The sequence below is a fragment of the Streptomyces sp. KL116D genome (genome assembly GCF_030766975.1).
Lineage (GTDB): Bacteria > Actinomycetota > Actinomycetes > Streptomycetales > Streptomycetaceae > Streptomyces > Streptomyces longispororuber_A.
In genome coordinates, this window is sequence record NZ_JASERH010000141.1 from 1 (window position 1) to 17250 (window position 17250).

Annotated in this window: 12 protein-coding genes and 8 pseudogenes; 8 read left to right on the top strand and 12 right to left on the bottom strand. The window is 73.1% G+C overall.

Translation table 11 applies throughout. From position 1 onward, the window contains the following. A pseudogene (locus RBJ77_RS54595) lies at positions 1 to 389 on the top strand (hypothetical protein); the annotation flags it as partial. Between the two features lie 553 nt (positions 390 to 942). Further along, positions 943 to 1565 (top strand): annotated as a pseudogene (locus RBJ77_RS54600) (DNA-binding response regulator). Positions 1566 to 2517: 952 nt separating this feature from the next. On the opposite strand, the gene RBJ77_RS54605 reads toward RBJ77_RS54600, so the two are convergent. Next, positions 2518 to 3183 (bottom strand): hypothetical protein, encoded by a 666-nt coding sequence (locus tag RBJ77_RS54605; RefSeq protein WP_372351847.1) that lies wholly within the window; start codon positions 3181 to 3183, stop codon positions 2518 to 2520. 585 nt (positions 3184 to 3768) lie between these two features. Between RBJ77_RS54605 and RBJ77_RS54610 the strand changes: the two genes are divergently transcribed. Continuing rightward, positions 3769 to 3912 (top strand): hypothetical protein, encoded by a 144-nt coding sequence (locus RBJ77_RS54610; RefSeq protein WP_372351870.1) that lies wholly within the window; start codon positions 3769 to 3771, stop codon positions 3910 to 3912. Here RBJ77_RS54610 and RBJ77_RS54615 read toward each other — a convergent pair. The 8 genes and pseudogenes from RBJ77_RS54615 to RBJ77_RS54650 form a co-directional block, all read right to left on the bottom strand. Next, positions 3844 to 5114: pseudogene (locus RBJ77_RS54615) on the bottom strand (beta-ketoacyl synthase N-terminal-like domain-containing protein). The gene RBJ77_RS54610 and the pseudogene RBJ77_RS54615 sit on opposite strands and share 69 nt — an antisense overlap. Before the next feature lie 1749 nt (positions 5115 to 6863). Then, the gene (locus RBJ77_RS54620) at positions 6864 to 7382 is read right to left on the bottom strand and encodes a hypothetical protein (RefSeq protein WP_372351848.1); all 519 of its coding nucleotides are present in this window, start codon (positions 7380 to 7382) and stop codon (positions 6864 to 6866) included. 295 nt (positions 7383 to 7677) lie between these two features. Next, on the bottom strand, positions 7678 to 7923 hold the full coding sequence (locus RBJ77_RS54625) for a hypothetical protein (protein ID WP_372351849.1): 246 nt from the start codon (positions 7921 to 7923) through the stop codon (positions 7678 to 7680). A 191-nt stretch (positions 7924 to 8114) separates the two neighbouring features. Continuing rightward, positions 8115 to 8246, bottom strand: a pseudogene (locus RBJ77_RS54630) (acyl-CoA dehydrogenase family protein); the annotation flags it as partial. Positions 8247 to 8346: 100 nt separating this feature from the next. Continuing rightward, positions 8347 to 8460: pseudogene (locus RBJ77_RS54635) on the bottom strand (acyl-CoA dehydrogenase family protein); the annotation flags it as partial. Then, positions 8442 to 8651: a hypothetical protein gene (locus tag RBJ77_RS54640; RefSeq protein WP_372351850.1), complete on the bottom strand. Its 210-nt coding sequence runs from the start codon at positions 8649 to 8651 to the stop codon at positions 8442 to 8444. The gene RBJ77_RS54640 and the pseudogene RBJ77_RS54635, both read right to left, overlap by 19 nt. A gap of 236 nt (positions 8652 to 8887) precedes the next feature. Then, positions 8888 to 9781, bottom strand: a complete 894-nt coding sequence (locus tag RBJ77_RS54645) for a hypothetical protein (protein ID WP_372351867.1) — start codon at positions 9779 to 9781, stop codon at positions 8888 to 8890. A 265-nt stretch (positions 9782 to 10046) separates the two neighbouring features. After that, positions 10047 to 10412, bottom strand: a complete 366-nt coding sequence (locus RBJ77_RS54650; RefSeq protein ID WP_372351851.1) for a hypothetical protein — start codon at positions 10410 to 10412, stop codon at positions 10047 to 10049. Between the two features lie 7 nt (positions 10413 to 10419). On the opposite strand from RBJ77_RS54650, the gene RBJ77_RS54655 reads away from it, so the two are divergent. Continuing rightward, entirely contained in the window at positions 10420 to 10572 is a 153-nt protein-coding gene (locus RBJ77_RS54655) for a hypothetical protein (RefSeq protein WP_372351852.1), read from the top strand. Positions 10573 to 10840: 268 nt separating this feature from the next. Here the strand turns inward: RBJ77_RS54655 and RBJ77_RS54660 are convergent. Beyond that, a pseudogene (locus RBJ77_RS54660) lies at positions 10841 to 11798 on the bottom strand (LysR substrate-binding domain-containing protein). Between the two features lie 400 nt (positions 11799 to 12198). Here RBJ77_RS54660 and RBJ77_RS54665 point away from each other — a divergent pair. Next, on the top strand, positions 12199 to 12870 hold the full coding sequence (locus tag RBJ77_RS54665; RefSeq protein WP_372351853.1) for a hypothetical protein: 672 nt from the start codon (positions 12199 to 12201) through the stop codon (positions 12868 to 12870). A 562-nt stretch (positions 12871 to 13432) separates the two neighbouring features. Here RBJ77_RS54665 and RBJ77_RS54670 read toward each other — a convergent pair. Further along, a pseudogene (locus tag RBJ77_RS54670) lies at positions 13433 to 14017 on the bottom strand (acyl-CoA dehydrogenase family protein); the annotation flags it as partial. Then, positions 14016 to 15077: pseudogene (locus RBJ77_RS54675) on the bottom strand (acyl-CoA dehydrogenase family protein); the annotation flags it as partial. The pseudogenes RBJ77_RS54675 and RBJ77_RS54670, both read right to left, overlap by 2 nt. A gap of 330 nt (positions 15078 to 15407) precedes the next feature. On the opposite strand from RBJ77_RS54675, the gene RBJ77_RS54680 reads away from it, so the two are divergent. From RBJ77_RS54680 to RBJ77_RS54690, 3 genes are all read left to right on the top strand, one after another. Next, on the top strand, positions 15408 to 16202 hold the full coding sequence (locus tag RBJ77_RS54680; protein ID WP_372351854.1) for an MFS transporter: 795 nt from the start codon (positions 15408 to 15410) through the stop codon (positions 16200 to 16202). A gap of 264 nt (positions 16203 to 16466) precedes the next feature. After that, the gene (locus tag RBJ77_RS54685; protein WP_372351855.1) at positions 16467 to 16775 is read left to right on the top strand and encodes a hypothetical protein; all 309 of its coding nucleotides are present in this window, start codon (positions 16467 to 16469) and stop codon (positions 16773 to 16775) included. After that, on the top strand, positions 16772 to 16996 hold the full coding sequence (locus tag RBJ77_RS54690; protein ID WP_372351856.1) for a hypothetical protein: 225 nt from the start codon (positions 16772 to 16774) through the stop codon (positions 16994 to 16996). Before RBJ77_RS54685 ends, RBJ77_RS54690 begins: the two co-directional genes overlap by 4 nt. Positions 16997 to 17250 lie beyond the last annotated feature (254 nt).

Below are 17250 nucleotides of genomic sequence, written 5' to 3' on the forward strand. Positions count from 1 at the left end.
GCGACGTCGACCCGGGTCGCGGTCGGCGTGATGACGCTCCTCGCCTGCGGGTCTCGCGCGGGCACGTACGGCGGGGCTCGGCTGGCGCTGCTTCCCGCCGCGTCGGGCTCGCCGCCAGCGATCTCCGGGGCCCGTACCTCGGCAAGATCGGGCTCGCTGACCGTGCTCGCAGGCACAGTGGCCGACTGCGCGAGGGCTGGGACGCGGTGAGCGTCTCGTACGGCACGTTCCTGTCCACGATGGTGACGGCGGCGAACCTGTCGCTGTCCGAGACCGTACGGGAACTGCGGGACGCCCGCGAGGCAGCTGGCCCGCCGGGCCGTGGAGCAGGAGCGAAAGGTGCTTCTCGCGCGACCCGCACGACCTGCTCGGCCACACCCTGTCGGTGATCGTGGTGAAGTCGCGGAGGCGGCCCAGGCTCGCGCCGCAGCATGGACGCTGCCCTGGAGCAGGTCTCCGACATCGAGGCAGCATCGCCGGGCCACCGAGATCCGCGAGGCCGCCACCGGTTACCGCGAGGGCAGCCCGCCACGCGCTGGACCGGGCGCACCGGCGCCGACCGCCGCTGGATCTCCCCTGTGGTACGCCACAGTCGGGCCGGCCGCTGTCCGCGCAGACGAGGCACCTCCCAGGGCTGCGGTGCGCGAGGCCGTGACCAACACCGTCCGGCAGGCCAGCGGTGCCACCACCTGCACGATCACGACAGCACGCCGGAAAGCGCCCGGCTGCGGGTCTCCACAACGGCTCGGCCGGCCGCGCCGCGGCCCCCGGCATCGGCGGCAACCGGTCTCCAGGCTCACCGAGCGGCTCGCGACGGCGGGCGGCTCCCGGAAGCGCGGGCCCCGGCCTGCGGGCGGGTTCACGGTGACCGCCGAACTGCCGGTGGCGAGCGGGAAGTCGTCTGACCCGGCGCTGCCTGCGTAATCTCATCCTGTGACAGAGATGCCTTCAGACCACCGCCCGGCCGGGTATGCGCGTAAATTTTTTCGCGGAGGACCAGGGGAATGACGCGCGTATGTTCTCGCCCTCTCCTCGGTCTGAGGAGAGCATGGAAGTCGTCGCGCAGGTCGCGGCGGGCGACGTCACCGCGACAGCGCCTTGAATGCCACCCTGACGTAGGCACTCCTCGACACGAGCTGCCGCCGCGGGTCTGGATGCCGCCGCCGACCTGCGCGACGAGGTCCCGACTGCCGGGTCCTGGATCCTCACGACGCCGCACGGCCCGGGCTTAGCCTGCGCCGGGCGATGGAGGCGGGGGCGGCGGGGTTCCTGGTCAAGGACGGCCCGGTCGAGTAATCGCCGAGTCCATCCGCAAGGTGCCAGCGGCGAGACCGTCGTCGACCCGGTGTTGGCCGCCGCCGCGCTTTGTCGGCGGCCCAGTCCGCTTGATCGTCCAGCGCAGGCGGCGCGCTGCGGCCTCGCGACGGGCGACCGTCTCCTGACATCGCCGTCAGCCACCCCTCCCGAGTCGACCGTGCGCAACTATTCGTCGTCGGCGATCGGCAAGACCGGGACCCGCAACCGCATGGAGGCGATGTTCCGCACGTCAACAGGGCTGGCTGTAACGGTCACCGCTGCATCGGGTGGCGTGCTCTTTTTGGGGGCGCGGGGAACTGCGCGCCACGACGAAACGGCCAATTGAGTGACGGGTCACGGGCAGCCCCCGACCCCGCTCCTCAATCGCGAAATGAGAGCGCGACGAGATCCTGGCGACCATTATCGGTCACCCGCTGCACGGCGTGCTAGCGTGGAACCAGGTGCCCGGCCATGATGCTTCGTCGTCGCCGAGGCCGAGAGTGGCATCCAGAGGAGCAGCACCGCGACCGCGACGAGCAGGATCCCGGCGCACTCGCCTGCAGGCCGCCGCGTACCGTGGGTGAGCGCGGCAGTGATCCGCCGCACCGGCGAGCGCCCTTCTGCCGCGACGGTCGAGCGATCAGCGAGGCCCAGCGCGCGCTAGCGTCCGTGACGTGCTTGACGAGGCCCGACACCAGGCCCGCGTCAGCGCGCGCGCCCGACGCGGGCGCCAGGCGTACGCCAGCAACAGTCGCAGCCTCGCGCCCGCCATCATCACGATGCCCGGCAGCATGAGCGAGTCACGACGTAAACTGCCGTCGGTGCGTGCCAGTCAGTCGACCGCCAGGCGAAACCCGGCCGCGGTCACGAGGACACCGGCCACCGCCACGTTCCGTGCCCCGCGCGGGAGGATCATGCGGCATTGGAGCCCGCCGCGACGACCGCGAGCGAAAGGGCACGAGGCCAGGCCTCGCCTCGATCGGCGTGTAGCCGAGGACGTTCTGCGCGTACAGCGTCAAGGAAGAACCATGGCGAACGAGCCCATGCCGCACACGAACATCGTGGCGTTCGCGGCCGCCACCGAGCGACCTTGAACAGGGCGAGTTGTTCAGCGGCAGCGCGCACGGGCCTGACGACGAGGAACGCCGCGATCAGCGCGAGGGTCGCGCCGATGGCAACAGGGTCGCCGCGGCGCCTCCAGCCCTCGGCCCATTCCGGCACTCATATGTAGAGAGGTCGCCGTGCCCGCGGTGACGAGCAGCGCGCCCGGCAGGTCGAAAGCCGGCGCGCTCGCCGCCCGCGCGGGACCTCTTGATCCAGCGGGGCGGCGCCGCGCGAGGACGACGGCGCCGAGCGGCACGCGACGAGGAGCACCCGCAGCGCCAGTTCAGGCCCCTCCGTGAGGACGCCGCCGACCAGGCCGCCGGCCGCGCCGCCGCCTGCGCCGACCGCGGTCCAGGTGGCGATGGCCTGGGCTCGGGCCGCGCCCTCGGGGACGGCGGGAGGGTGAGGATGGTCAGGGTGGAGGGGGCGAGGGACCGCGGCGCCCAGGCCCTGCACGGCCCGCGCGGCGAGCAGCCGCCAGTCGTCCTGGTGAGCCCGCCGGCGAGCGAGGCGAGGGTGAACAGACCGAGGCCGACCAGGAACATCTCGCTTGCGCCCGAACAGGTCGCCCGCGCGCCCGCCGAGCAGCATGAAACCGGCGAAGGCGATCGAGTAGGCGTTCACGACCCACTGCAGGCCCGAGGCGCTGAGCCCGAGGTCGGCGCGCGCGAGGCAGCGCGCGACGTTCACGACGGAGACGCCGATGCTAACGACGAGGAAACTTCGTCCGGCATTGTGGCCACGGCGACCACCAGCCAGGTGGGCGGTGCGGGCCTCGGTCACGTGCACATCGCGGCATCTGCGGCGGTCGGGGTCTGGAGCATGGATGTCGTGGTCGCAGGGCGAGCGCGCCCGCGTACATCAGATTTCGGCGCAGCGGTCCCGGGGCCCCCGGTCTACGGGCCCGGGACCTAGGACCCGATATTGCGTTGCCGCCGGGCGGTCCGGTCCGACAGTCACCCGGGTGACCTCCACCGCCTTCTCCCCACAAAGCCCGTGCTGACCGGTCGAGCGGGTCGCGCTGCGGCCGTCCACCGAGGCCGACGCCGAGACCAGCGGGCCGGGATCATCGCGATCCCGAGGTGCCGCACTTTCAACACCGGCAGGCAACGTCCACCCCTGGAGCGGCTGCGCGAGTGGTACGGCCGCGCGGGCGCAGGACGACCGGCTCGACCTGGCTGTCACGGACCGCGTGACGCGAGCTGGTCGGCGCAGGTCAGTCCTGAACGAGTGGGACCCGGCCCCACCGCGGCGCGCCACCTTCCGCACCCTGATGGGCCCGCGCGGCCGGCCGCGGTCTGGGCACCGAGGCGACCGCCCCGATCGCCGGGTACGGCCTCGACCGCCGGACCGCACCGCATCCAGCTGATGGCGTTCGCGGACAACCACCGGCCCGGCACGTACGAGAAGGTCGGCTTCTGTCCCTGGCGCGCACCGCAGCAGTCAGCTGCGGGACGGCGTCTGGCAGGACGAGGCACCATGGCGGTCGCCGACGACTGGCGGGCCCGCTGAGCGTCGGCCGCCGTCAGGCCGCCGCACGATCGTCACCACGGCCGCCCCCGCCGAGCCCGATGTTGCGCGCGAGTCCGGTGCGCGCCCCGGCGACCTGCCGGGCGCCCGCCTCGCCGCGCAGCTGCCAGGTCAGCTCGGCGGACCTGGGCGAGCGCCCGTGGCGCCCCAGCGGATGGCTCCTGCGACCGCGGGCCGCCGGACGGGTTCACCACCCGCGGCCGCCGTACGTCGTCGCCGGACTCGACGAGCTTGCCCGACTCCGCCCTCGCCGCACATGCCGAGCGCCCTGTAGGCAGGAGTTCGTTGACGGAAGCAGCCGTGCAGTTCGACGACGTCCACGCCGTCGATGCCGGTGCCCGACGCCCAGATGACGGGCCGCCGCCCGCGACATGGGCTGTCCGACGACGTCGACGCACGAGCCGGACGCGAAGGACCCTCGGTGTCCGTGGTCATCGCCTGGGCGACGATCTCGACGGCCTTCTCCCCAGGCCCCGTTCCTCGACGAAGCGTTCGGAGACGACGACGGCCGCCGCCGCGCCGTCGGGGGTCGGCGAGCACTGGAGCTTGGTGAGCGGGGTGTGGATGGCCTTCGCGGCGAGATCTCGTCGACCGTACGGGTCCTGGAACCGCGCGTACGGGTTGTTGACCGAGTGCCGGTGGTTCTTGGCGCCGACCGCCGCGAGCTGGGGTCGCGGTCGTGCCGTACCTCCATGTGCCCGCGGGCCGCGTCGCCGAAGATCTGGGCGGGTGGGCGGACTCATCTCGAAGCCGTGCCGGGCGGCCATGATGCCGTAGTGGCGGGCGACCGGGGACGTCTTGAAGTCGGCTCCGGCGTCGGCCCCTGCCGCCGAGCGCGCGCCGCGCTGCATCTTCTCGGAAACCGACGGCGAGCGCAGTCGCTGACGCCGCCCTCGACGAACTGGCGGGCCATCATCAGGGCGGTGGAGCCGGTCGCGCAGTTGTTGTTGACGTTTGTAGACGGGGACGCCCGTCAACCCCAGTTCGTAGACGGCGCGTTGGCCTGCCGTGGAGGCCTGGAAGCAGTAGCCGACGGGGGACCTGCTGTACGTCGCCGTAGGCGATCCCGGCGTCGGTGAGCGCGGCGCCGCCGGCCTCCTTCACCATGTCCCAGTACTGCCAGTCCCGGCTCTCGGGCTTCTCGAACTTGGTCATGCGCCGACGCCGACTATGTACGACTTCATGGCTCGCAGCTCTCCTGCCACTACCTGACGGACCGTCAGATAGTGGCAGGGCGAGGGCGGTAACGCAGCGCCGCGCGCCCGTCGGCGCCTGGCCGAGCGCTTGAGCGTGTGCATCTCGGAGGTGCCCTCGTAGGTGAGGACGGGACTCCGGGTTGTTGGCGTGCCGGATCACCGGCACTCGACAGCGAGATGCCGTTCGCGCCGAGGATCGTGCGGGCGAGTGCGGCGGAATCTCGATGACCTCGCGGACGTTGTCCAGCATTGCCGAAGCCTGATCTGGGCCGGGTGGACCCCGGCGTCCGAGTCCCTTCAGGGCCGACAGGTGCAGCGCGGTGAGCGTCGCCTGTGGAGTTCGAGGTTGGCGGTGTCAGACCAGCTTCTGCTTGGGTGAGCTGAAGCCCGCGATCGGCCGTTGCCCAGACACTGCTCGCGCTGCAGGGCGTGCCAGTCCCCGCGCCGCCGTCCAGGCCGAGCGGGCCGCGCCGGTGACGCGAGACGATGCCGTACCGGGCCTCGTTCAGGCGGGTCAGCGGCGCTCCGGCACGCACGCGCGCCCCGGGGAGCTGGGCCGAGGCCGGGGAGGCGGACGCCGTCCAGCACCAGCTCGCTTCGTCACCGACGCAAGCGCAGCGGCATCTTGTGGCTTGACTGGGCGGTGAGCGGAGTAGCCGCGTCGGTAGGGCACGACGAAGCCGCGCACCCCGTCACTCGGTCTGTGCGCCCAGACGACGGCGACGGCCGCCACCGAGCCGTTCGTGACCCACATCACTGCGTGCCGTTCGAGGATCCAGTCGTCGCCGTCCCGGCGCGCCCGCGCCGTCATGGAGGCCGGGTCGGGCCGTGGTCGGGCTTCGCCGGGCCGAAGCTGGTGCCGATGGCACTCGCCCGCGGCCATCCGCGGCAGCCACTCCTGCTTCTGCCCTCTCGGAGCCGAGCGCCGGTGGATCGCGAACATGGCCAGGAGGACCCCTGGACCGAGACGAAGGACCGCAGGCCGGAGTCCAGTGGCCTCCAGTCTACGGCTTGCGATGCCGCACGCATCGGGCCGACAGGCCGGCGCAGCCGTACCCTCCAGGTGCATGCCGAGCAGGCCCATCTTGCCGAACTCCCTGCGCGAGGTCGGGCAGGTCACGGCAGCTCGCCCGCCTGAGACCATTAGTCGGCGATGTGCGGCTCGACCTTTGCCGCCGAGGTGCCTGGCGCACCGTGAAATCGCGCACGGCGCGCTCCTCGTCGGTGAGGAGTGCTTCGAGAGTTCAGCGGGTCGACGGGGTCGCACGGGGAACGGCATGGGACCCAGGCTCCTTGCGGTGAGGGTGGTGGGTGCTGGCTCCAGTCGGACGGGTTCAGAAGACGGTCGATCTCGCTTCTCCTCGTACCCGAAGTTCGGCGAGTATCGCGCGGCTGTCCCGGCCCAATATCGTGGGCGGGGGCGCTGCGGGACCGGCGGGCGCTCGCCGCGGAACGTGACGGGACGCGACCTGCTGGAGCGGGCCCACGCCCGGCGTGGTCGACCGTCTGCACCATGCCGAGGGCCGCGGTCTGCGGGCGAGGCGTAGACCCGCCGATGGGTGCGGATGGCGGCGACGGGCACGCCGAGGAGGCTTTCTGAGCAGGGCGGTCCAGTGGGCGACCGGCTCGTCGACGAAAGGACGGACTCGCTTGGCGTTGAGCGCCGTGCGGTGCGCCACGCGGTCGCGGTTGGCCGCGAACCGGGTCGGCGTCCGCCCACCTCGCGTGACCAGGCGGTCACCAGGCGGCGAACAGGGCGTCGTCGCACGACCAGCGATCACGAAGTGGGCCGCCGGCGGCCGGGTACGCCTGGCGCCGGGACGAGGCTGGGGTGGCCGGGAGCCCAGGCGGGCGGGCCGCTCGCCGGTGGCGAAGCAACCGGGTGGCCCAGTTGATGTTGCAGGGCGAGCTGCGACTCGTACAAGGACGTCGTGACGTACCGCCGCGGCCCGTGCGCTCGCGTTCGACGAGAGGGCCGCGTTCACGCCGATGAGGCCGAAGAGGGCGGCGCGAGGTCGCCCATCGCGTAGCCGGCCTTGACGGAGCGGTCCGTCGGAGCTCGCCGGTGGACATCAAGGCCCCGCGCGCTCGCCACGGGCAGCCACCATGTCGTAGCCGGGCTCGTCGCGCAGCGCGTCCGGTGTCGCCGAACGCCGAGATGTGCAGGATGACCAGGCGCGGGTAGCGCGCGCTCCAGCTCACTTGTAGTCGAAGAGCCGGGCCAGCGGAGGTGCCGGGGCGGAAGTTCTCCACCACAGACGTCCGCTGCGTCGGCGAGCATGCGGTGCACGGCCTCCTGGCCGCCCGCGGACTTGAGGTCGAGGGTCACCGAGCGCTTTGTTGCGGTTGGCGGCCAGGTAAAGCACGTGGCGTCGAGGGCCGCTGAAGGGCGCAGGAGGCGGGTCCAGTGCCAGCCGCCGTCGGGGTGCGTCGACCTTGATGACGTCGGGCGCCGAGGTCGGCCAGCGACATGGTGACGTACGGGCCCGCCGCGAAGGACCTTGGAGAGGTCGACGCGACCTTCATGCCCGTCCGGGGGCGCCGGCTCTGGTCAGGCACGGTCGGTCCTCGAGTAAGGTTCGGCGAGCGGGACCCGGCCACCGTCCGCCAGCGCGGCGAAGTGTTCCAGGGCGGGGCGGCGCAGCGCGGCCCGGGTCGAAATCGGTGACGGCGCTGTAGGTGCGCGCGACGAGGCGGCGCGGCCGTCGCCGGTGGTGCGCGTCTCGTGGTCGGCCTGGTCGTGCAGGGCGTCCCACGACGGCGCGTCAGCCTCGTCGGCGTACCGGCCGATCCGCATCTCCTGCTCGTCGGGCGGGAGTTGGAGGAGGCGTCGCCCTTCTTGCGGAACAGTTCCCAGCGGTCACGGGTGGCCGGGCGGTCGCCGTAGGCGTGTCGGCGAGGGTGGTGTGGGCCTGCTGGCGGCGCGCGCAGCGCAGCACGTCGGAGGGCGATGACGTTCGACTGAGCAGATGGAACCAGGTGGGCGTCGCGCACCAGGCGCGGGTTGACCCAGTCCTCGATGTAGCCGTTGCCGCCGCGGATCTCCATGGCCTCGCCGGTGACGGTGCGGGCCCGCTTGCATGGGGTGTGCTTGGCGAGCGGGGTGAGGACGCGGACCAGCGCGCGGGCGTCGGCATCGCCGCCGTCGGCCTCCGTGAGGCGGGCGGGCCGCCTCGATCACCAGGTGCAGGGCTGCTTCCGTGTCGAGGATCATCGGGAGCAGCGTGGCCCGCATCAGCGGCTGGTCGAAGAGGGGCTTGCCGAAGACGTGGCGGACGCGGGTGTGGTCGACCGACTCGCGGACGGCGCGGCGCATCAGGGCGGTGGCGCGCATGGCGTTGGAGAGCCGGAGACGTTGAGCATCTCGGCCATCTGCCGGAATCCGTCGGTGAGTCGGCCGACGGGGGTCGCGTACGCCTCGTCGAGGGTCACCTCGCCGCTCGCGATGGACTTCGAGCCGAGCTTGTCCTGAGGCGGTCGATGCGGATCGCGTTGCGGCTGCCGTCGGGGGCGCAGTCGCGGCACCAGGAACATGCCGGGCCGCGGGTGCCGTCGCCCTGGCCCGGGACGCGGGCGAGGGTGAGTGATCACGTCGGCGGACGGGTTCGAGGCGAACCACTTTCTGGCCGGTGAGCGTCCAGTGCGTGCCCCGGTCGGTGGCGACGGTCTCCGTGAGTCCGACGTCCGGTGCCGCCCTGCTTCTCCGTCATGAACATCGCGCCGGTGGCGCGGAGTTCGAGGTCCGGTGGAGGACAGGGCCGCTATCTCGTCGGCGTACCCGCTCGAGGGTCGAACAGGCGCAGGATGCGGGCGGCGGAGTCCGTCATGGAGAGCGGACGGAGCCATGCCGAACTCGGCCTGCACGTACAGGTAGGAGAGGGCGTACTTGACGGTGTGCGGGACCTTCGTGGGCCAGCCGAGGACGCCGGGCCCGTGCGACATCGCGGCGAGTCGAAGCGCTCGTAGGCGATGGCCGCCGCCCGGTCGTGGGCGGGGTGGAAGGCGATCTCGTCGACACGGGTGCCGTCGGCGGCGTACTGGACGAGGCGCGGCGGGTTGGCGTCGGCGGGGCGGCCTGCCGGTCGAGGTCTCCCGCGGCGAGCTCGCCGAGCTCGGCGAGGAGGGGTTCGACGCGGGTGCGGTCCGCCGCGGACAGGACGCGGTCGAGGAGGGGGCGCAGGGCGGGGTCGCGGTCGGCGTAGTTCAAGGGGACTTCCCAGGTGTGAGGTGGGAGGGGTGCCGTCACGGGGCGCTGCCCCCGACCCCGCTGCTCGATCGCCGCAGGGGGCTCGATGTGGGCGGGCGCGCTCTCTTCCGTGCGGGCCAGCAGCGGCAGCACACCCGCCAGGGTGATCGCGGTGTAGGCCAGGCCAAGCGCCACGACCGGCCAGATCGAGCCGAAGGCGGTGAGCGAGGTACTGGGAGACGATCGGCGCGGTGCCGGGCGAGAGGGTCGTGCACAGCTGGTACGACAGCGACATGCCGGTGTAGCGGACCTCGACGGGGAACACGCGGGCGAGGATCCCGGCGAGTGCGGCGTGGTACATGGCGTGCGGGAAGGTCGCGAGGCCCATGCCGAGGACGGCGAGCCAGAAGTTGCCGGTGCCGACGAGGACGAACATCAGCGGCAGCACGACGAATTCGGGCAGCAGCATCCACAACACGGCCTTGCGCACCGGCCACTTGCTCGCCAGCACCGCGCCGAAAGGGCTGCACGACCACCTGGACGACGAGCGCGAGGGCGATGACCGTGAGGAACGCCGACCGGTCGAAAGCCGAGGTCGGAGGTGGCCCAGGACAGGGCGAACGTCGTCTTCACATAGGTGATGGCGACGCCCGCGGTGCCCGCGAAAACGCCGAGGACGACGAGCAGCGGAAAAACGGGTCAGCACGGTCTTGATGGGCAGCTTGACCGGCTTGTCACGGGCGAGGGGCGGCCTGCATCTCGGGCGTCTCGGCGAGCCTGCGAGGCGGATGAAGAGGCCGACGGCGACCAGGACGGCCGAGAACAGGAACGGGACGCGCCAGCCCCACGACTCGAAGGCGGCGTCCGGGAGTTGGGCGATGCCGAGGAAGGCGATCGTGGCCAGCAGGTTGCCGACCGGGGGAGCCCTGCTGGGCGAAGGCGCCGTAGAGCAGCTTGCGCTTGGGCGGGGCGTACTCGGTGGCGATGAGCACGGCGCCGCCCCACTCGCCGCCCATGGCGACGCCCTGGATCATGCGCAGCAGGATCAGCAGGACCAGGGCGGCGGCGCCGATCTGGTCGTAGCCGGGGAGCAGTCCCACGCAGAAGGTGGCGGCGCCCATCATCGTGAGCGGTGGTGACGAGGGCCTTCTTGCGGCCGTACCGGTCGCCGAAGTGTTCGAAGATCAGGCCGCCGAGCGGCCGGGCGAGGAAGCCGACCCAGAAGGTGGCGAAGGCGGCGAGGGTGCCGACGGCCGGTGAGGCGCCGGTGAAGAAGATCTTGCCGAGGACCAGCGCGGACGCCGATCCGTAGATGTAGAAGTCGAACCACTCGATGGTGGTGCCGACGAAGGCGGTGACGCCGGCGCGGCGGGCGTCACGGGCCCGGCTCGCTGCGTCCCCCGGGGACGGGGGCGGCTTGCGGCATGACGAGCGTCCGCTCGTAGCGGCAGGTCCCGCTGCGAGGAGAACGACAGGTGCGGCCCGCCCTCGCTCCGTCGCGAGACGTGGATCACTCTGCACCGCGCCATTAGGTGGTGTCCAAGACCAATAACGCCCTGGATTGAGACGTCATCCAGCATGATCCTGCGCAGTCGGGCGGCGTCGGCAGCACTTCTTCCGCCACGCGCAGCACGGCCTCCAGGGCAGCCGACTTGTTGCCGGTGCGCCAGCCGAGGGCGATCGGCAGGACAGGCACCTCGTCCCCGACGAGGGGCCGGAACACCACGTGCTCGAGATGGATGCTGCGGGCGGACTCGACGACCACGGCGACCCCGACACCGGCGCCCACCAGGGCAGCATGTTGTACGAGTCCGGGGCCTCCTGCGCGATCCGGGGCGCGAACCCGGCGTCGTGGCAGGCCTGCACCATCGCCTCGCGCACCGCCGACTCCCGGGAGAGCGGGAACGTCACGATGGGTTCGCCCGCCAGCTCCCGCACGGGCACCTCGTCGCGGGCCGCGAGCGGATGACTGTCAGGGCAGGGCGAGCACGAGGCGCTCCATGCGGACGACGCGGGCGGTGATGCCGCGCCGCACCGGCAGCGCCACGAAGCCGACGTCGAGGGTGCCGTCGGTGACCCGGCGCAGCGCCTCACCGGTGTAGGTCTGTCCCATCAGCACCAGCTCGATCCCGGGGTGCTGGGAGGTGACGGCGCGGGTGAGCAGCGGCAGCGCGGGAGTAGCTGCTGGCGCCCGCGAAGCCGACCGTGACCCGGCCGACCTCGCCGAGGTGCGCGGCGCGCACGGTGCGGCGGACGGCGGAGGCGTCGGCGAGCAGCCGCCGCGCGGGCTCCACGAGCGCCTGCCCGGCCGGGGTGAGGCGGACGGTGCGGGTCGTGCGGTCGAAGAGCCTGACCCCGAGGTCCCGTTCGAGGAGCCTGATCTGCTGGCTGAGCGGCGACTGCGCGATGTGCAGGCGCTCGGCGGCCCGCCCGAAGTGCAGTTCCTCGGCCACGGCCACGAATCCGGTGAGGTGTTTGAGCTCCACGGGGGCGACGATACGGGGGCAGGTGACGGTGCTGCCGCTCACCGCGGCCCGGCGGCCGGCCGGCGCGTGGCAGGAGGGGCGCGGCCCCGGCGTGCTGGTCGTCCGGATGGAGAGGGCGGACGGTCCGTGGCGGGCCAGGCTCCAGGGGTTCCGGTCCTCAGGACGCGCCGGATCCCGTGGCGGCCGTGCCTTCGCGGGGCCCGTCCCGCTGTCCGGGCGGACTCCGGCGAAGACGGCCGGGGGGCCGGAAGGCGTCGCGCTGGGGCCGGCGCGGCCGGAGCCGAGCGGGAGCCGGGGGCGTCGCCACGTCGGCCTGATCCCGCTCCCGCCGCGCCGCCCTGTGGCATGCTCGCGCTCACGCCGCCCGGCGTGGAGACCGAGGCCGACGGGGGACGCGACGATGACCGGAAGTCAGGGTGCCCGGCGGGTGCTGCTGCCCGTGGTGGGGGCGGTGGCACTCGTCCTGCTGGTGATGGCGGTGGCGCACGGTGTGCACCGGCCGGAGGGCGCGGGCGACGCCTACCGGCGCGCCCACCCGGCCCCGACCGCGGTCTCGTCGCGCGCGCGTCCCGAAGGACTTCCGCTGTCCCGGCGAGGACCCGTCGCCCTCGCCGACCGGCTCCCCGTCCCCGACGGGGCCACCGCGCAGCCGGGCGACCACTACGCCGAGAACCACGGCTTCCGCGTGCCGTTCGCGCTGCACGGGCAGCGCCGGTGCGACGGACTGGCCGCGGTGCGGCGGGTGGAGCACGCGCTCCGGCCGCTGCGCGAGCGCGGCGACTTCACCGCGAAGAGCGCCGCCAGCGGGCGCTGGTCGCGTTCCCAGCTTCCCGACGGTGGCGTGCGGGCGCAGCGGGACAGCGCCGGGGTGTACTTCCCTCGTCACCGTCGACCGGACGCCACTGTGCGTGGAGGGCGCCCTGTACCCGGCGGGCCTGCGGGCCGACGCGCCTTCGGCAGCTACCCCGACCACGTCGGCTGCGACCTGCCCTCCGGCGGGCCACTGACCGCCGGAAGGCACCGGACGTCAGTCCCTGGGCAGGCCCCAGGATCCGCTCGGCCACGACGTTGAGCTGGACCTGGGTGGTCCCCCGGCGATGGTCAGACAGCGCGACAGCAGGAACCCGTGCAGCGCCCGCTCGCCCGGGCCTCCGCAACGCGCCCGCCGGGCCGAGGAGTTCCGAGGGCCAGCTCCGCGACCTTCTGCTGGTGCGGGGTCTGCACCAGCTTCCGCACGGACGCCCCGGCCCCGGCTCCTCCCCCGCGACCTGGCGCATGAGTCGTGCGCAGCCCGATGCAGGCCAGAGCGTGCGCCTCGGTCGCCAGGGCGCCGATCCTGGCCCGGTGGGCGCCGTCCAGGTCGCCGGAGCGGGCGAGGGAGCGCCTCCAGGCCCGTGTCGAACGTCAACTGGTCGGCCATGTGGACGCGTTCGTTGCCGAGCGTGTGCCGGGCGACCTGCCAGCCGTCGTCGACGTCGCCGATCACCGCGTCCGCGGGCAGCAGCACGTCGTCGAAGTAGACCTCGTTGAAGAGGGAGTCCCCGGTGATCTCGCGCAGCGGCCTGACGTCGATCCCCCGTCGTGTGCTTCATGTCGACGACGAAGTAGGTGAGGCCCTGTGGCTTGGGGGCGTCCGGGTTCGTGCGGGCGAGCAGGATGCCGTGGTCCGCCCACTGCGCGGCGCTCGTCCACACCTTCTGGCCGTTGATCCGCCAGCGCCCGTCCGGCAGCCGCTCCGCCTTCGTGCGCAGCGAGGCCAGGTCGGATCCCGCACCCGGTTCGGAGAAGAGCTGGCACCACAGCAGCTCGCCGCGGAGCGTCGGCGGGAGGTAGCGGTCGCGCTGGGCCTCGGTGCCGTAGGTGAGGAGCGAGGGGACGACCCAGGTGGCGATGCCGAGGTCGCTGACCTTCACCCCGGCCGCCGTCAACTCGCTCTGGACCGCGAGCTGTTGGACGGGCCCCGCACCGATCCCGTACGGCGGGGGCAGGTGCGGCGCCGCGTATCCCGGTGGGGGGCGAGGGCGCGGCGGGCGGCGCCGGGTCGAGGCCGCGGGCCACCCCGACGACGGCGCGGGTCCGCTCCCGGTACGCGTCGGCCTCGGCGGGCAGGTCGAGCCGCAGTTCCCGGCGGGCGCCGGACTCGGCGAGCCGGACGGCGCGCAGCCGGTGCGCGTCGCCCGCGCCGAGCAGCTGGCGGGCGACGACGGCCCGGCGCAGATGGAGGTGGGCGTCGTGCTCCCAGGTGAAGCCGGTGCCGCCGAGGATCTGGATGCAGTCCTTGGCGCAGCCGTACGCGGCGTCGAGCGCGGCGCCGGCGGCGAGCGCGGCGACCAGTCCGCGGACGTCGTCGGCGGCCTCGTCTCGCCGAGGGCGCGGGCCGCGTCCCACACCAGCGCGCCCGCCTGCTCGACGCGGACGAGCATGTCGGCGCAGAAGGTGCTTGACGCCCTGGAACTGGCCGATGGGCCGCCCGAACTGTTCGCGCACCTTGGCGTGGTCGGCCGCGGTGCGCAGCGCCCACCCGGCGGTGCCGCAGGCGTCGGCGGCGAGCAGCACCGCCGCCAGGTCGCGGACGAGGGAGCCGTCCACGGCGAGCACCGGTCGGCGGGGACGGCCCGCGCCGGCCGCGGCGATCCCCGCGGTGAGGTCTGGTCGGGTCGGCGCTCTCGTGGGCGCGCACGGTGAGGCCCGGGGTGTCGGCGTCGACGGCGATCCAGACGGGCCCCTCGGCGCTCTCGGCGGCCAGGACGAGCAGGTCGGCGTCGGCTCCGGTGAGGACGGGCGGCGCGGTCCCGTCGAGCACGAGTCCGTCGGGCCCGGCCACGGCCGTGAGCCCGCCGGGCCCGAACGCGACGGCCCCGATCCGGTCGCCCCGTGGCGAGGCCGCGGGCGAGCTCCCGGCACCCGCCCGGCGCAGCACCTCGGCCGCGAGGGCGCTGCCCAGGAACGGGCCGGGCAGCGCCGCCCGGCCCGCCCTCCTCGGCGACCACCGCGAGATCGAGGAGGGTCCCGCCGCCGCCCCGTACGACTCGGGCAGGTGCACGCCGAGGCAGTCCCTGGGCGGCGAGTCCGTCCCAGTGGGACGGGCGGTGGCCAGGGGCGGCCGGGGGCGTCGAGCAGTTTGCGCACCTCGTCGGGCGGTACGGCGCGCGCGATCCAGCCGCGCACGGCGTCCGCGAGTTCCCGCTGTTCCTGCGTGATGGCGATGCCCATGCGGCGCACGGTAGAACACGTTCCAGTAGAGCGGAAGACCGAATCTGACGCCAAGTCAGAAACCATCCGAGGGCGTTCAGGGTCCGGCCCGCGTAATGAAAAAAGGTCAAGGTTGCCGCTCGTACGACGATCGTCGGAATAGTCGCCCGAGGGGAAACAGGTTCGACCTACACGAAACCTGCCCGCACGCCGCCGTGCACAGACCCCCGAACCTGCCTTCCGGAGGCCTCCCCTGATGCCCCAGCCGACGACCACAGACCGCCGAACCGGCGCGCGTCGTCCCCATCCTCGCCTTCGCCGGCATCGTCGTGGCGGTGATGCAGACCCTGCTCGTCCCGGTCATCAAGGACCTGCCCGAGCTGCTCGGCACCGCCCCCTCGAACGCCACTCTGGGTGATGACTGCCACCCTCCTCGCCGGCGCCGTCTCCACCCCGATCATGGGCCGCCTCGGCGACCTCGCCGGCAAGCGCCGGATGCTGCTCACCAGCCTCGCGATCATGGTCGTCGGCTCGCTGGTCTGCGGATTCATCGGACAACCTGCTCGTGATGATCGTCGGCCGTGCGCTGCAGAACTCGCCATGGGCGCGATCCCGCTCGGCATCGGCCTGATGCGCGACATGCTGCCGCGCGAGAAGCTCGGCTCGGCGATGGCCCTGATGTCCTCCTCCATCGGCGTCGGCGGCGGTCCTCGCGCTGCCGCTGGCCGCGCTCGTCGCCCAGCACGCCGACTGGCACGCGCTGTTCTTCGGCGCGGCGGACTCGGCGTCCGGTCGATCGTCCTCACCCTGGTCTTCGTCCCGGAGAGCGCGCTGCGCGCGCAGGGCACGTTCGACGTGGCCGGCGCCCTCGGCCTCCCCCTCGGCCTGGTCCTCTTCCTGCTGCCGATCACCAAGGGCAGCGACTGGGGCTGGGGTCGGGCACCACGCTCGGCCTGTGTCACGCCCGCGGCGCTCGTCGTGCTCCCTCGGCTGGGGCGCGATGGAGCTGCGCCTGGATGGCGCCGCTGGTCGACCTGCGCACCACGGCCCGCCGCGAGGTGCTCTCACCAACCTCGCGTCGATCATGGTGGGCGTCGCCTTCTACGCGATCTCCTGGTCCTCCCCCAGCTGCTCAGCTGCCGTCCGCCACCGGCCACGGCCTCGGCCAGTCGATGGTCGTCGCGGGTCTGTGCGTGGCGCCGCTGGGCCTGACGATGATAGCTCACGGCGCCGGTCTACGCCCGCCTGTCCGCGGAGTTTCCGGCCCGCGTCACGCTGATCCTCGGCATGCTGATCATCGCGATCGGCTACGGCGCGGGCCTCGGCCTGATGAGCGCCGCCTGGCGAGACGATCGTGATCTCGGTGGTCGTGGGCGCGGGCATCGGCCTCGCCTACTCCTCGCTCCCCCGCGCTGATCATCACGCGCGCGGTCGACCCGTCCGAGACGGGCGCGGCCAACGGCCTCAACACCCCTGATGCGGTCGATCGGCACCTCGGTGTCGTCGGCGGTCATCGGCATGGTCCTGGCCAACACCGCGCACCAGGCGCACGGCGTGGCCGTCCCCACGATGCACGGCTTTCCACATCTCGTTCCTGGATCGCCACCGCCGCGAGTCGCGGTGGGCGTCCTGCCGCCGTCTTCCTGCCGAAGCGCAGCACGGCTCGCCGGACAGCTGCGGGCCAGCAGCGAGAGGAGCGCCAACCTGGCCCGCGCCGAGGAGCTGCTCGCCGCCCGCGGCCGGGTCCTCGACCCGGCGGGCGCTCCCGTGGCCCGTGCCAGGTGACCCTGATCGACCGTCGCGGCCGCCAGGCGGGCGCGGCCCTCACGGACGCCGACGGCGGCCCTACGCGCTCACTGTCCCGACGGGCGGCCTCGTACGTCCTTTCGCGGCCACGGCCTCCGGCCACGCGCCCCGCGCGCCTCGGCCGCCACGCACCACGGCGGGAGGACCGGGCGGTCGACGTGGACCTGGCCCTGGAGGCGCTCGCCGAATCGGTCCGGTAGGGCGGCCGGCGGAGCTGCGGGCAGCTCGGTCGGTCCCGACGAGGAGACGCGTCGCGCACAGGTGTGCGACGCGTCTTTCCTTGTCCGGCGGCTCCCGATACCGTGCCGAGCCGACGGCCGAGCAGAGGGGGACGATCGCAGTGCGGCGATACGACTGGTTACGGCGGATCCACCGGCTCGACCCCGATCGGGACTACCACGAGATCTACGGGATCAGCACGGCCCACGAGTTCCCCTGGGACTTCATGCAGGCC

Bases quoted from the DNA above. Each gene is read 5' to 3' on its own strand.
- RBJ77_RS54610 (WP_372351870.1), top strand. From the start codon at position 3,769: ATGGCGTTCGCGGACAACCACCGGCCCGGCACGTACGAGAAGGTCGGC.
- RBJ77_RS54625 (WP_372351849.1), bottom strand. From the start codon at position 7,923: ATGCGGATCGGCCGGTACGCCGACGAGGCTGACGCGCCGTCGTGGGAC.
- RBJ77_RS54645 (WP_372351867.1), bottom strand. From the start codon at position 9,781: ATGCTGCTGCCCGAATTCGTCGTGCTGCCGCTGATGTTCGTCCTCGTC.
- RBJ77_RS54665 (WP_372351853.1), top strand. From the start codon at position 12,199: ATGACCGGAAGTCAGGGTGCCCGGCGGGTGCTGCTGCCCGTGGTGGGG.
- RBJ77_RS54680 (WP_372351854.1), top strand. From the start codon at position 15,408: ATGACTGCCACCCTCCTCGCCGGCGCCGTCTCCACCCCGATCATGGGC.
- RBJ77_RS54685 (WP_372351855.1), top strand. From the start codon at position 16,467: ATGCGGTCGATCGGCACCTCGGTGTCGTCGGCGGTCATCGGCATGGTC.